General features: G+C 64.0%; 10 protein-coding genes and 1 riboswitch. Of the genes, 2 read left to right on the top strand and 8 right to left on the bottom strand.

From position 1 onward, the window contains the following. Position 1: 1 nt before the first annotated feature. The gene (gene cobN / locus VOI23_RS01625; RefSeq protein WP_323780548.1) at positions 2 to 3,715 is read right to left on the bottom strand and encodes a cobaltochelatase subunit CobN; all 3,714 of its coding nucleotides are present in this window, start codon (positions 3,713 to 3,715) and stop codon (positions 2 to 4) included. Positions 3,716 to 3,786: 71 nt separating this feature from the next. Here cobN and VOI23_RS01620 point away from each other — a divergent pair, with 71 nt between their 5' ends. Next, on the top strand, positions 3,787 to 3,951 hold the full coding sequence (locus VOI23_RS01620; RefSeq protein WP_323780545.1) for a hypothetical protein: 165 nt from the start codon (positions 3,787 to 3,789) through the stop codon (positions 3,949 to 3,951). Between the two features lie 2 nt (positions 3,952 to 3,953). Here the strand turns inward: VOI23_RS01620 and VOI23_RS01615 are convergent, their stop codons facing one another. The 3 genes from VOI23_RS01615 to VOI23_RS01605 form a co-directional block, all read right to left on the bottom strand. Beyond that, positions 3,954 to 4,403, bottom strand: coding sequence for a GNAT family N-acetyltransferase (locus VOI23_RS01615; protein WP_323780542.1), 450 nt, complete (start codon positions 4,401 to 4,403; stop codon positions 3,954 to 3,956). Beyond that, the gene (cobW, locus tag VOI23_RS01610) at positions 4,400 to 5,464 is read right to left on the bottom strand and encodes a cobalamin biosynthesis protein CobW (protein WP_323780540.1); all 1,065 of its coding nucleotides are present in this window, start codon (positions 5,462 to 5,464) and stop codon (positions 4,400 to 4,402) included. Before cobW ends, VOI23_RS01615 begins: the two co-directional genes overlap by 4 nt. Positions 5,465 to 5,546: 82 nt before the next feature. Continuing rightward, positions 5,547 to 6,227, bottom strand: a complete 681-nt coding sequence (locus VOI23_RS01605) for an energy-coupling factor ABC transporter permease (protein WP_323780538.1) — start codon at positions 6,225 to 6,227, stop codon at positions 5,547 to 5,549. A 34-nt stretch (positions 6,228 to 6,261) separates the two neighbouring features. Continuing rightward, positions 6,262 to 6,478: riboswitch (cobalamin riboswitch) on the bottom strand. 202 nt (positions 6,479 to 6,680) lie between these two features. Between VOI23_RS01605 and smc the strand changes: the two genes are divergently transcribed. Then, on the top strand, positions 6,681 to 10,136 hold the full coding sequence (gene smc / locus VOI23_RS01600; protein WP_323780536.1) for a chromosome segregation protein SMC: 3,456 nt from the start codon (positions 6,681 to 6,683) through the stop codon (positions 10,134 to 10,136). A 58-nt stretch (positions 10,137 to 10,194) separates the two neighbouring features. On the opposite strand, the gene VOI23_RS01595 is transcribed toward smc, so the two are convergent. From VOI23_RS01595 to VOI23_RS01580, 4 genes are all read right to left on the bottom strand, one after another. Continuing rightward, positions 10,195 to 10,740, bottom strand: a complete 546-nt coding sequence (locus VOI23_RS01595) for a hypothetical protein (RefSeq protein ID WP_323780533.1) — start codon at positions 10,738 to 10,740, stop codon at positions 10,195 to 10,197. Then, the gene (locus tag VOI23_RS01590) at positions 10,740 to 11,918 is read right to left on the bottom strand and encodes a lytic murein transglycosylase (protein WP_323780530.1); all 1,179 of its coding nucleotides are present in this window, start codon (positions 11,916 to 11,918) and stop codon (positions 10,740 to 10,742) included. The genes VOI23_RS01595 and VOI23_RS01590 overlap by 1 nt, the downstream gene beginning before the upstream one ends. Positions 11,919 to 11,979: 61 nt before the next feature. After that, positions 11,980 to 12,888 carry an adenosylcobinamide-phosphate synthase CbiB gene (gene cbiB, locus VOI23_RS01585; protein WP_323780528.1) on the bottom strand — a complete coding sequence of 303 codons (909 nt, stop codon included), beginning with the start codon at positions 12,886 to 12,888 and terminating at the stop codon, positions 11,980 to 11,982. Further along, positions 12,885 to 13,823 (bottom strand): threonine-phosphate decarboxylase, encoded by a 939-nt coding sequence (locus VOI23_RS01580; RefSeq protein WP_323780525.1) that lies wholly within the window; start codon positions 13,821 to 13,823, stop codon positions 12,885 to 12,887. The genes cbiB and VOI23_RS01580 overlap by 4 nt, the downstream gene beginning before the upstream one ends.

Below are 13,823 nucleotides of genomic sequence, written 5' to 3'. Positions count from 1 at the left end.
TTTAGCCGCCCAGCAGGGTGTCGATCCCCGCGCGGGCCGAGTTCGATTTTGGCACCCACAGGCCGCGATCAATGGCTTCCTTCAGCCGTTCGGCGATTTCGCGCAGAGCGGGGGCGTTGTGGTCGGCGATGAAATCACGGGTGTCGTCGTCTTCCAGGAACGCGGCATGGACAAGATCGAAATGGTGGTTCTTGACTGCACCGGTGGTGGCGGCAAAGGCAAACAGGTAATCGACCGTCGCGGCGATTTCGAACGCGCCCTTGTAGCCGTGGCGTTTCACCCCGTCGATCCATTTCGGATTGACCACGCGGGACCGTAACACCCGACCGATTTCTTCGTCCAGCGTTCGGATCACCGGGCGTTCGGGGCGGGAATGATCGTTGTGATAGATCGGCCGGTCCTGCCCTTGCAAGGTGCTGATCGCCGCCGCGGCGCCGCCTTCGAACTGGTAATAATCGTCGCTGTCCAGAAGGTCGTGTTCGCGGTTGTCCTGATTCTGCACAATGGCTTCGGTCTGTTTCAGCCTTTGTTCAAACCCGGCCCGGTCGCGGGTGCCCTCGGACCCAGCGCCATAGGCATAGCCACCCCAGTTCAGATAGGCTTCGGCGAGATCGGATTTGTCGTTCCAAATCCGTTCGTCGATCAGCGCCTGAAGACCGGCGCCGTAAGCCCCCGGTTTCGATCCGAACACCCGCGCCTGACCCTCGCCCGCGCGCGCCCGGGCGGCGGCAGGGTTTTGATCCTCTGGTTCGTCCAGCGCCATTACCGCGCGCGCGGCGCTGTCGACCAGCGCGATCAGTTGCGGGAAGGCATCGCGGAAAAATCCCGAGATGCGCAGGGTGACGTCGACGCGCGGACGGCCCAGCGTGGTGGCAGGCAGGATGTCGAACCCGGTGACGCGGCGGTTGGCGCTGTCCCATTTCGGTTTCACCCCCATCAGCGCCAGCGCCTGTGCGATGTCATCGCCGCCGGTGCGCATATTGGCGGTGCCCCAGGCGGTCACCAGCATCGTGCGCGGCCAGTCGCCATGGGTTTGCAGGTGCTTTTCGATCAGCAGATTGGCGGATTTCCAGCCCAAAGCCCAGGCAGTGGGGGTGGGCACCGCACGGCTGTCGACGCTGAAGAAATTGCGCCCGGACGGCAGCACGTCCAGCCGTCCGCGGGTCGGCGCGCCGGAGGCGCCGGGGGCGACAAAGCGACCGTCCAGCGCGGTGAGGAATCCCGCGCCTTCGGCCGGGCCGCATTGGGCCACGATGGGGCGGACGGTGTCGCTGATGTGGGTCAGTACGGCGGTGCTTGCCGGTCCGGCCGGTGCCGTTTCGCTTTCGACGGTGCGAATGGCCAACAGTTCGAGCCGTTCGACGGTGTCGCCGGCGCTGCGCCAGGGATCGGTCGTCAGATCCAGCAGCGCCTGCGGCCTCGGCCCGGTCCAGGCTGCTGCCATATCGCAATCCAGCGGGTCGAAGCCGAGCGCCAGATCTTGTGCCAGCGCGCGGATCAGCGAGGCGTCGGCCCCGGAGCCATCGCCGCGCGGCACCCGGGTCAGCGCGATGACCAGATCGCGGGCCTGAATGCCGGTCGGGGATTGGCCGAAAATATGCAGCCCGTCGCGGATCTGCGCCTCTTTCAATTCGCACAGATAGGCGTCCAGCTTGGCCAGATCGGTGTCTTCGTCGTCGCCCTGCATCCCGGCATCCTGATCAAGCCCGGTGGCGGCGGTCAGGCTGAGGATTTCGCGGCGCAGATGATCAATCCGGCGCGGATCGACGCCGGCGGCTTCGTAATATTCATCGACCAGCGCTTCGAGGTCGCGCAGCGGGCCATAGGTTTCCGCGCGGGTCAATGGCGGGGTCAGGTGATCGAGGATCACCGCCTGCGCCCGGCGCTTGGCTTGTGTGCCTTCGCCGGGGTCGTTGACGATGAACGGGTAAAGATGCGGGGTCGGGCCGAACACGGCTTCGGGCCAGCAGGTTTGCGACAGCGCCAGCGCCTTGCCGGGCAGCCATTCCAGATTGCCGTGTTTGCCAATATGGGCGATGGCATCGGCCGCGAATTGGTGGCGCAGCCAGAAATAGAACGCCAGATAGTTATGCGGCGGCACCAAATCCGGCGCGTGATAGGTTTCGGTCGGGTCGATATTATAGCCGCGCGCGGGTTGAATGCCGACGACGACATTGCCGTATTGCAGCACCGACAGGTTGAAGCGGCCACAATCTACTGCGCCCGGTGTGAAGAATGGATCGGCCTCGGGCGCGCCCCAGCGGTTTTCCACCGCTTCGCGCAACTCCCATGGCAGCTGGCCGTAGTCGATCTGATAGTCGGCAAGGCTCATTTCGACTCCGCCGCGCCGTTCGGCCCGGTCGGTCAGCCAGTTGGTCGGGCCTGCGAGGATCGCCTGCATCAGCGCATCGCTGTCGTCCGGCGCGCCGTCGACGCGGTAACCCTGTTCGGCAAGCAGGTCGAGCAGATGCACCGTGGCGGCGGGGGTGTCGAGCCCGACGCCATTGGCAAGCCGCCCGTCCTTGTTGGGGTAATTCGCCAGCACCAGCGCCACCTTGCGGTCGCTGGCGGGTTTGTCGCGCAGCCGGGTCCAGTTGGCGGCAAGCCGCGCGGTGAACTCGATCCGGTCGCCCTGGGCGCGGTAGGTGGCGATGGGGCATTCGGTAGCGTCGTCGAAATAGGCTTCGTCCTTGAAGCTGATCGCACGGGCCAGCACCCGGCCGTCGACTTCGGGCAGGGCGACATTCATGGCAATGTCGCGGGCAGTCAGGCCGTTCAGCCCTGCGGACCACGCTTCTTCGGTCGATCCGGCCAGCACGATCTGAAACACCGGTGCGGCGTTGGCGGCGGGCATTGTCAGCGGGTTTTGCGCCGATGTGTCGCCGGTATGGGGGGAACCGACCGCGAAGGCGGTGGCGTTCAGGATGACCGAGGGCGGCGCGGCGGTGAACAGGGTTTCCAGGGTGGCAACCGATACCGGATCTTTCAGCGAGGCGACAAAGACCGGCAGCGGGTTCAGCCCCTGCCGCAACAGAGCCTTGACCAGCCGGTTGATCGGGTTCAGTCCCGCGCCCTGAACCAGCGCGCGGTAGAAAATCACCGGCACCACTGGCGCATCGTTGGTCCATGACGATTGCGCCGCTTTAAGGTCGGCCACGCCAGCGCCGGGCCAGTAGACCCCGGCGCGCAGCAGCGGTTTGGCGGCTTCGGGGGCGTCGTCAGCGGGGTGGCCATCCATCATCCACTGGCAATAGGTCAGGAAATTGGTGCTGTTTTCTGGCCCGCCTTCGACCATGTAGGACCACAGCGCATCATACTCCTGTGCCGATACGGTGGACAGCCCACGCAGATCAGAATCGGGTTTGTCATCGCCGGGCAGGGCGACGAAGGGCACACCTGCTTCGGCCAGCCGGGCGGCATATTGTTCGAACCCGTATTTCCAGTACCCCGCGCCGCCCAGAATTCGCGCCACCACCAGCCGCGATTTGGTGGCGCAATTGTCCAGATGCAGGTCGACCGACATCGGGTGTTGCAAATGGGTCAGGTTGGCCAACCGCAGCGAAGGCGGGCTGTCCATTTCGGCGCGGGCCTGCGACAGCGCGGCCAATTCGGTATCGGCGGCGGAAATGAACACCAGATCGGCAGGGGTCTGACCCAGATCGACAGGTTCTTTGCCGTCGTCAATGGACCCGGGAGTGGCGGCGAGAAGGTGCATCAGCTGGCCCTATCTTGTGTTTGGTGCCGCTTTGCGGCAAGAGCCGCTAAGCAATCGGAAAGGATTGGGCGATGGATTACAGCAGAATGGGCGGGGTCAAGCCCACTTACGGCAAGAACAAACCGCGGCTGGGCGAGGAAAAAGGCCCCAGCAAGGATGCGCGCAACGACAAGGCAAAGTTGCTGGAGCGGATGAAAAAAGCCGCCGAGGCCGCCAAGGCGGAAGACAACGGCTGAGGTCATAGCGGTTTTTCCATGAAGACGCTGCTGGCGGCTTCGGGGTAATCACCGAACGGGCCGCAGCGGGTGAAACCGTGGCGTTCATAAAGCCGGTGCGCCGCGTCAAGCACGTTGCCGGTTTCCAGTTTCAGACAGGGCAGGTTCAGGGCGCGGGCTTCGTCCTCGATCTGACGCATCAGGGCATCGGCCACGCCTTTGCCCCGTGCCGTTTCAGCGACGAACATGGATTTGATTTCGCCATAGTCTTCTTTCACGGCCAGCGCCCCGGTGCCCAGAACCGTTGCACCGTCCCGCGCGGTGAAAAAGCGGATATTCGATGCGCAGAGATCGTCGATCGAAAGGAAGAAATTATCCTCGGGCGGAAACAGTGACTGCATCAGCGCATGCGATTGCTGCAAAAGCGCGGTCGCCTGCGGTTGATGCGGGTCGCTGAGTTCCACGATGATCATGCGCGCAGCGCCGCCTCGATCGCGGCGCGGTCAAGCCCGGCCTGACCGATCACCACCAGTTTGGTTTCACGCGGACCGGTGCCGAAAGGTTGGTCGAAATAGCTGTCGACGCGCGGGCCCACGGCCTGCAAAGTCAGGCGCATCGGTTTGCCCTGAACCGCCGCGAAGCCTTTGAGCCGCAGGATGTCATGATCACGGATCACTTCGGCCAGATGTTCGGCAAAGGCCTTGGCATCGGTGATTTCATCGCGCAGTACCACGAAGCTTTCGAAATCGTCATGGTCGTGATCATGATGATGATCGTCATGATCATCATCGTCGTCATCATGGTGGTGGTGATGGTGGATTTCGTGCCGGGCGGACATGTCGGATTCGGCGCCGATCCCCTGACCCAGCAACACATCGACCGGCAGTGCGCCCATCGTGGATTTCACCACCTGCACGCCGTCGCGGCTGTCTGCGCGCAGTTTCGCGGTCAGCGCGGTAATCTCGTCTTCGCTTAGCAGGTCGGATTTGTTGACCACGATCATGTCGGCGCAGGCGATCTGGTCTTCGAACAGTTCCGATAGCGGGGTTTCGTGATCGAGGTTTTCATCCAGTTTGCGCTGGGCATCGACGGCGGCGATGTCATGGGCGAAACGGCCTTCAGTCACCGCCTTGCCATCGACCACGGTCACTACGCCGTCGACGGTGACCCGGGTGCTGATTTCCGGCCAGTTGAAGGCGCGAACCAAGGGTTGCGGCAATGCCAGCCCGGAGGTTTCGATCACGATGTGATCGGGGGCCTGATCGCGGTCCAGCAGTTTTTGCAGGGTGGGGATGAAATCCTCGGCCACGGTGCAGCAGATGCAGCCGTTGGACAGTTCCATGATATCGTCTTCGCTGCAGGTTTCGTCACCGCAGCCTTTCAGAATATCGCCATCGACGCCAAGGTCGCCGAATTCGTTGATGATCAGCGCGATCCGCTTGCCTTCGGCATTGGACAGCATGTGGCGGATCAGGGTGGTTTTTCCGGCGCCGAGGAATCCGGTCACCACGGTTGCGGGTATCTTTGCGGGCATTTGATGTTCCTTAAACCTGAAAAGACGACCGGCGGGGCCGGTCGTCTGTGAGTTCGGGTCGTAACGCTTGAAACGGTCGAAATCAGGCTTCGTCGTTGACCAGGCGCGGGGTGAACAGGCCGGTCCCGGCCAGACCGCGCAGCGATTTGGCAGCGCCCAGCACAGCCAGATCGGCCAGCGGTTCGACGATCACGACGAGCATGTAGGCGGCACCGAAGCTGCCGACGGCAGCCAGATTTGCAGCGCCGAAACCCTGACCGTAGAAGGCCCAGAATGCGACCCAGGCCACCACACCGCCCTGATAGGCGGTCGAAAGCGCCAGCGCCTGGCTATATTTCAGGTCAACATAGGCGGTATCGGGGGCGATGACCCGCTTGGCCAGCAGTTGCAGCGCAAACAGCGGCACCAGGATCGTGGTCAGGTTCATGCCGTATTGCGGCAGGTCGAACGGGGCAAAGAACAGACCCTGCATCAGCAGGCCGAGGGCCAGACCGATGGCGGCCGGTGCGGCACCGAACAGCAGGAACAGGGTCGAGCCAAGGATGAAGTGGACTTCGGACACGCCGACCGGGAAATGCGGCAGGATCTGGAAGAAGGTGAAGACGGCAGACGCGGCCAGTCCGGTGCGGGCGACAAGCGAGGCAAGGCCACGTTCTTTCAAGGCGTCCCAGCCCAGTTTCAGCGTATAGGTGCCAGCGCCGGCCGCAGTGCCATAGCTGAGCAGCAGTTTCGCGCCATTCACGATTCCGGGTTCGATATGCATATTTTTATCTCCTGTTCCGTCATCCCCGACGGGTTGGGTTTCTGTCACGCATGGCAGGTCTCCTGGCTGGCGGGTCATCGCGTTTGCCACCTTCCCGGGCTATGCCCAGTGGTATTGACGAACGCTCACCGCTGACAGTCGCGGGGGCGGCTGTGGCTGCAGGTCCCGGCTTGGGTCACCCGTTCCACATTCCCTTTTGATCCCTGGACGCTTTGCGCCGCAGATTGGGAACCATACGATGCCTACTTGGCCCGGTCGCAGCCCCCCGGTCAAGCGCGTTTGCGCATTGCACCGGCTGGTTTGCGACATATTTGGACCTCAATATGAATGAAAATCCGCAATATCTTGTGGATAACTGGGGGTATTGGCCCAGATGGAGGGTGTTTTCATTGACTCAGCGACCCGGGCCGACACAGGATCAAGGTCACTCTGGAATCAGTAGACAGGCGCATTTTGCTTTTCACCCGACTCAGACTGACCGGCTTTAAAAGCTTTGTCGATCCGACCGATCTGATGATCAAGGACGGTCTGACCGGGGTTGTCGGGCCGAATGGTTGCGGCAAGTCCAACCTGCTGGAAGCGCTGCGCTGGGTGATGGGGGAAAACCGGCCCAAGGCGATGCGCGGCGGTGGCATGGAGGATGTGATCTTTGCCGGGGCGTCGTCACGGCCCGCCCGCAACTTTGCCGAGGTCGGCCTGATCATCGACAATTCCGACCGTCTGGCCCCGGCCGGTTTCAATGACGAAGACCAGTTGGAAATCATTCGCCGCATCACCCGCGATGTCGGTAGCGCCTATAAGGTGAACAGCAAGGATGTCCGCGCCCGCGATGTGCAGATGCTGTTCGCCGATGCCTCGACCGGGGCACATTCGCCCGCGCTGGTGCGGCAGGGGCAGATTTCCGAGCTGATCAACGCTAAGCCGAAAAGCCGCCGCCGCATCCTGGAAGAAGCGGCGGGGATTTCCGGCCTGTATCAACGCCGCCACGAGGCCGAGCTGAAACTGAAAGGTGCCGAGCAGAACCTGTCCCGGGTCGATGACGTGGTCGATCAGTTGGCCAGCCAACTGGCGCAACTGGACCGGCAGGCGCGGCAGGCGGCGCGGTATCGCGCCATTGGGGAAGAACTGCGCAAGGCCGAAGGCATGCTGTTATATCGTCGCTGGCGTGAAGCGGACGAGGCGCGGTTGTTGGCCGAAGAAGAATTGCGCAGCCGCGTCACCGCTGCCGCTCAGGCTGAAACGCTTGCCCGGCAGGCGGCCAAGGACCGGCAGGCCAAGGACGATGCGCTGCCGCCGTTGCGTGAAGAAGAAGCGATCGCGGCAGCCGTGTTGCAGCGGCTGGAAGTCCAGCGCGATTCGCTGCGCGATCAGGAAAGCCAGGCGTTGCAGACCATTGAGACGCTGAAGAACCGCATTCTGCAACTGGCCAAGGATATCGAGCGCGAAGCCGGGTTGAACCGCGATGCGGGCGAAACCATCGACCGGCTGGAATGGGAAGCGCGCGAGCTGAAAAAGGCCAGCGAAGGCCATGACGAACGGTTGGAAACGGCAGCCGAAGCGGCGCGCGAAGCCGCCAGCGTGTTGCAGGACCGCGAAGCCGACCTGTCGCAGCAGACTGAAGACGTGGCGCGTCTGGCCGCCCGGCATCAATCGGCGCAGCGGCTGCTGGATGACAATCGCAAAACCCTGGCCCGGTCAGAGGCCGAGGCGGTCAAGGCGCGTGAAGCAGTGGCGACTGCGCAATCGGCGCTGACCGAGGCGGAAACCCGGTTCGAGCAGGCGCAGGAAGAAGAAGAACTGGCGCTGGCCACGGCGGAACATGCCGAAGAAACCCTTATGGAGGCCGAAACCGCCCGCGCCGAAACCCAGTCGCGCGAAGCCGATGTGCGTGGCGAACGGTCCGAGGCAGAAGGCGAATTGAACGCGTTGCGGGCCGAGGTGACGGCGCTGGCCAAGCTGCTGGAGCGCGACACTGCCGAAGGCGGTCAGATCCTTGACCGGTTGCAGGTCGAAATGGGCTTTGAAAAGGCGCTTGGCGCGGCGCTGGCCGACGATCTGCGGGCACCGCAGGTGGACGAAGACGGGCCGTCGGGCTGGACCGAATTGCCCGATTACGACGCCACGCAATCCTTACCCGCTGGTGTCACGGCGCTGTCGCAGCATGTTTCGGTGCCCGACGTTCTGGCCCGGCGAATGGCGCAGATCGGGCTGATCGACCCCGAAGACGCAGCCCGGTTGCAGCCGCTGTTGCAGCCCGGTCAGCGGCTGGTGTCGGTGGAGGGTGATTTGTGGCGCTGGGACGGGTTCCGGGCCTGGGCCGAAGATGCGCCTTCGGCGGCGGCGCTGCGCTTGCAGCAGTTGAACCGTCTGGAAGAATTGAAACAGCAAAGCGAACACGCCAATACACGCGCCGAAGCGGCGCGGCAGGCGCATGAAGCGCTGAGCGCACGCCTGGCCGATCTGACCCGCGCCGATCAGGCCGCGCGGCAGGCCCGCCGCGACGCCGACCGTTTGGTGAACGAGGCCAGCCGCAAGCTGTCGCGGGCCGAGGCGGATCGCAACCTGACGGCCTCGCGGCTGGAATCGCTGGGGCTGGCGGTGACGCGGCACGAAGACGAAGCCACCGAATCCCGCGCCCGGGTGTTAGAGGCGGAACGCGCGATTGATGATCTGGACGATCTGGATCAGGCCCGCGCGGCGGTCGAAGACGTCAAGATGACGGTCGAAGCGGCGCGCCTGACCATGATGACCAAACGGTCCGGCCATGATGAAGTGCGCCGCGAAGGCGAGGCACGGCTGCGCCGCAGTCAGGAAGTGACCAAGGAAATCAGCGGCTGGAAACACCGTCTGGAAACCGCCGAGAAGCGCAGCGCAGAATTGGCCGAGCGCAAGCTGGATTCCGAAGAAGAGCTGCGCGATGCCAGCGAGGCCCCGGAAGAGATCCGTATCAAGCGCGACGAACTGGGCGAGGCGATTGCCGAGGCCGAAGAGCGCCGCCAAAAGGCCAGCGATGTGTTGGCCGAGGCCGACAGCCATCTCCGCGCCGCCGAACAGGCAGAACGCGATGCCGAGCGGTTGGCCAGCGAAGCGCGCGAAGCCCGCGCCCGGTCGGAAGCCCGCGCCGATGCTGCCCGCGAAACCGTCGCCTATGCGGTGGAACGGATCGAGGAAGACCAACAGACTACACCGGAAAAGCTGCTGGAACAGCTCGATGTTGATCCCGACGCGATGCCCGAAGCCAACCACGTCGAAGCGGATGTGAACCGGTTGAAACGCCAGCGTGATGCGCTGGGCGCGGTCAACCTGCGGGCCGAGGAAGACGCGTTGGAAGTGCGCGAAGAGCACGGCAATCTGGTTGCCGAAAAATCCGATCTGGAAGAGGCGATCAAGGCGCTGCGGACAGGCATTGCCAGCCTGAACCGCGAAGGCCGCGAACGGCTGTTGACCGCGTTTGAGCAGGTGAACAGCAATTTTGGTCTGTTGTTCCGGCATCTGTTCGGCGGTGGTGAAGCCAATCTGGTGCTGGTCGAAAGCGACGATCCGCTGGATGCCGGGCTGGAAATCATGTGCCAGCCGCCGGGCAAGAAACTGTCGACCCTGTCGCTGCTGTCGGGGGGCGAACAGACACTGACCGCGATGGCGCTGATCTTTGCAGTGTTCCTGGCCAACCCGGCCCCGATCTGTGTGTTGGACGAGGTCGATGCGCCGCTGGATGATGCCAACGTGACCCGGTTCTGCGACCTGCTGGACGAAATGTGCCGCCGCACCGAAACCCGGTTCCTGATCATCACCCACCACGCGGTGACGATGGCGCGGATGGACCGGTTGTTCGGCGTGACGATGCAGGAGCAGGGCGTTAGCCAGCTGGTCAGCGTCGATCTGAAGAAGGCCGAACAGCTGGTGGCGTGACGGGGTCGCCACCCGTCGCCGCCGCGCGGCAACACCACCCCGTCCACCGTCCTGTTTGTCAGAGCTTCCTCAGCCGGTCCTCCAGCGTCACCACGCCGTCCTGCACGATCCTGCACAGCAACCCGCGCAGCCGCAGGTGGACGTTTTCGCGCTCGGTGATCCAATCCTTGGCCGCCGCGCCATAGCGGGCTTTCCATTTCACGCAGGCGTCGTTGAACACGTCCGAGACTTCCAGCACCGCCGTGCCTGCCTGCACCCGGCTGCCGACCGGAAGATTGGCATAGGAACAGTCCAGATCGGCGATGATGGGGTCGCCCGGATGGGGCTGGGTGTCCCGGTCCAGCCAGACCGCGTTTAACACCCGGCTGGGCAGGATAGACACCTGAATGCGCGGATCGGGGCTGCCGTCTGCCAGCTTCATCCAGGGCGATGTCGTCCAGCGGTCGCCGGGAATGCCCTGATCGACGGTCAGGGTCAGTTCCGGCAGGAAGTCGCGTTTCCCGTAACCGGGGCGGCGGCACAGCATTTCAATCGGAGCATCGTCACGCGGCGCGGCGCGGATATGATCCATCGCGGCGGCAAGTTGGGCAGTGGTCGGTTGCATCAGAGTTTCCCCAGCAGGTCTGTGCTGGGCCAGGCATCCGCCGGCAGGCCCAGCCGTTTTTGTTCCGCCTGCACCGCAGCGCGGGTGCCGGCGCCAAGAATGCCGTCGATCTTGCCCACGTCATAGCCGCGACTGGCGAGTTTTTTCTGGAGCTGCTTCATCTGTGCGCTGGACAGAACCGGGTCGGGGTTGCCCGCATCGAATACCGGCGCGCCCATCAGGCGGGTGCCAAAATAGGCTGCGGTCAGAACATAGGTAAAGCTTTGGTTCCATTCGAAATAGATGTCGAAATTTGGATAGGCGATGAAAGCCGGACCGTGGCGTCCCTGCGGCAGGATCAGTTTCGCGGGCAGTCCTGGGGCCTGCCATTGGCCCGAGCGCGGCTGCACCCCCATTGCCTGCCATTGCGACAGCGGCAGGGCGGTATCGGTGCCGCTGAGCGACCAGTCCATTTGGTCCGGAACCCGGACTTCCTGCAACCACGGTTCACCGGCGCGCCAGCCCAGATGTTGCAGCATCTTGGCACCCGACATCAGCGCGTCAGGGGCCGATGTTTTCAGCGACACATGCCCGTCGCCATCGCCATCGACGCCGTTTTCCAGAATGTCCTTGGGCAGCATCTGTACCATGCCGATTTCCCCGGCCCAGGCCCCGGTGGTGCGGGCGGGATCGAAATCGCCGTGTTCGTAAAGGGTGATCGCGGCGAAAATCTGTGGCCGGAACAGATGTGGGCGACGGCAATCATGCGCCAGCGTCACCAGCGCGTTGGCGGTGTTGAAATCGCCCTGAAACCCGCCGTAATCGGTTTCGAACGCCCAGAAGGCCAGCAGAACCCCGGGCGAGACGCCGAAATCGCGTTCGATCCGGTCAAAGGTGGATTTGTATTTCCGGGCATTGGCCTGACCGTGATCCATCCGGTTCTTCGAAATCAGCCGCCGGGCGAAGGTGGTGAAATCCAGCGTGAACACGCCCTGTCGGCGGTCGGCGGCGAGCACTTTGGGGTCTTGCTGCACGCTGGCGAAGAACCCGTCGACCGTGGCCTGTGAATGACCCATGGCCATCGCGTCCTGTTTCAGCCCGGTGATAAATCCCGAAAAGCTGCCGCCGCAGGGGGTTTGGGCGAGGACCGGCCCGGACAGGCTGGCGGCAAAAAGAAGGGCAGGGAGGGAAAAGCGCATGAAATCCTCGGCGTGAAAACGGTTGCGCTCAACCTAGCAGGATCGCCCCTTGCTGCAACCGTCAGAACGCTGCCGCAACGACCGTCGCGGTTAACACCCCGGCCAGCACCACCGCCCAGACGCGCCACAGGGCGCGGGTTGCGGCGTCGATGTCATCGGGGCCAGCATCTCTACGGCCTTCGGGATGGACATAAGGGTAATCGCGGCGTTCGCCATCATAGGACCGTGGGCCGGACAGGGCGACGTTCAGCGCGCGGGCCATCGCCGCTTCGGGCCAACCGGCATTGGGTGAACGGTGCTGACGCGCTTCGGTCACAATCGCGGGCCAATGGCGGAACGCGCCATGTGTCAGCGCGATCAGCGCAGCGGTCAAACGGGCCGGGGCGAGGTTTAACAGGTCGTCAAAGCGGGCGGCGGCCCAGCCGAAATCTTCATGACGGGGGGTGCGGTAGCCGATCATGCTGTCGGCGGTATTGGTGATTTTATACAACAGCAGCCCGGGCAGGCCCAAGAGCGCATACCAGAATATCGGTGCGATCACGCCATCGGAGAAATTTTCAGCGGCGCTTTCGATGGCAGCGCGGGCAATGGCGGGGCGGTCCATGTCGCTTGTGTCGCGCCCGACGATCATCGCCACGCTCATCCGGCCGTCGCCTTCGGACAGGCGCAGCGCGTTGCCGACAGCTTTGACATGATCGACAAGCGACCGCTGGGCCAGCAGGATCGCGGCGACAACGATTTCGACGAGCGGACCGAACAGGGACAGAAGCCAGCCCAGCATCAGGGCTGCGCAGGCAAGCCCCGCCATCGTGGCGATGCCGTTTGTCCGGCGCTGAGCGCCGCGATTGAAGCGCTGATCGGCCCAGCCGACCGCGCGGCCCATCAAGACGGCAGGATGCGGCAGCCGCGCCCACAGCCATTTCGGTTCGCCCATTGCCGCATCCAGCAGCATCGCCAGAAACAGGGTCATAGCGCTGCTTCCAGTCGCGGCCACTGATCCGGGGCGGGCAGGCCGAGCCGGATCAGACTGTCGGAATAGGGAAAGATGCGGGTCCAGATTTGGGCCCGCGCCAACCGGTCCTGCCAGCCCTGGGCATGATCGACCGTGTAAAGCCGGAACAGCGGGGTACCACCGGCAAGCTGCGCCCCGGCACCGGTCATCAGCGTATCGAGTCGCGCGGCGTCCACGTTCAGCCGTTGGCGTGTTGCGTTTGCCCAGCCGGGATCGGTCAGCGCGCGGGTGCCGATGCTGAGCGCCGGTCCGGCGACCGGCCATGGGCCGAGCATCTGCGACAGGTGGGCGATCAGGGCGGGATCGCCGATGGCAAAGCCCAGCCGCAGCCCGGCCAGACCCCAGAATTTGCCAAAGCTTTTCAGGATCAGCGTGCCGGGGGTGGTGGCGCGGTCGATCAGGGACCGGTCCGGGGCCACATCGCAAAAGCTTTCGTCGATCACATGCAGGTCATAACCGCCGGTTTCGCGGTCCCGCCAATCGCCGGTCGGATTGTTCGGATGCACCACGACCCGCGCATTGGGGGTTTGGTCCGACACTTGCCAGCCTTCGGCGGTGAAGGCAGCGGCGTGTTCGTTATAGGTGGGGCCGGGAATGTCGACCGTGCCGGGCGGGCACAGCGCCGGAATGCGCGCGATCAGCGAGGACGCGCCGGGGGCGGCCAGAATATCCGCACCATCGGGGACCTGCCAGAACGATTTCGCCGCCCGGATCAGCGACTGCTGTGCTGCGGCATCAGGGAGCGCCGCCCATGCGCCATCGGGGATGTCTGCGACCGGATAAGGCACCGGGTTGATCCCGGTCGACAGGTCGATCCAGTCGGCGCGCGCGCCGCCAAAGCGGGCCGCTGCCGCATCTATCCCGCCGCCGTGATCGCGCTTGACCCCGGTCAT

The organism is Thalassovita sp. (assembly GCF_034670005.1).
Classification (GTDB): Bacteria; Pseudomonadota; Alphaproteobacteria; order Rhodobacterales; family Rhodobacteraceae; genus Thalassobius.
The sequence above is the reverse complement of the archived record's forward strand: the minus strand, read 5'-3'. Positions and strand labels throughout refer to the sequence as shown.

Bases quoted from the DNA above. Each gene is read 5' to 3' on its own strand.
- VOI23_RS01615 (WP_323780542.1), bottom strand. From the start codon at position 4,403: ATGATCATCGTGGAACTCAGCGACCCGCATCAACCGCAGGCGACCGCG.
- cobN (WP_323780548.1), bottom strand. From the start codon at position 3,715: ATGCACCTTCTCGCCGCCACTCCCGGGTCCATTGACGACGGCAAAGAA.
- VOI23_RS01580 (WP_323780525.1), bottom strand. From the start codon at position 13,823: ATGACCGGGGTCAAGCGCGATCACGGCGGCGGGATAGATGCGGCAGCG.
- cobW (WP_323780540.1), bottom strand. From the start codon at position 5,464: ATGCCCGCAAAGATACCCGCAACCGTGGTGACCGGATTCCTCGGCGCC.
- VOI23_RS01595 (WP_323780533.1), bottom strand. From the start codon at position 10,740: ATGCAACCGACCACTGCCCAACTTGCCGCCGCGATGGATCATATCCGC.
- VOI23_RS01590 (WP_323780530.1), bottom strand. From the start codon at position 11,918: ATGCGCTTTTCCCTCCCTGCCCTTCTTTTTGCCGCCAGCCTGTCCGGG.
- VOI23_RS01605 (WP_323780538.1), bottom strand. From the start codon at position 6,227: ATGCATATCGAACCCGGAATCGTGAATGGCGCGAAACTGCTGCTCAGC.
- VOI23_RS01620 (WP_323780545.1), top strand. From the start codon at position 3,787: ATGGATTACAGCAGAATGGGCGGGGTCAAGCCCACTTACGGCAAGAAC.
- cbiB (WP_323780528.1), bottom strand. From the start codon at position 12,888: ATGACCCTGTTTCTGGCGATGCTGCTGGATGCGGCAATGGGCGAACCG.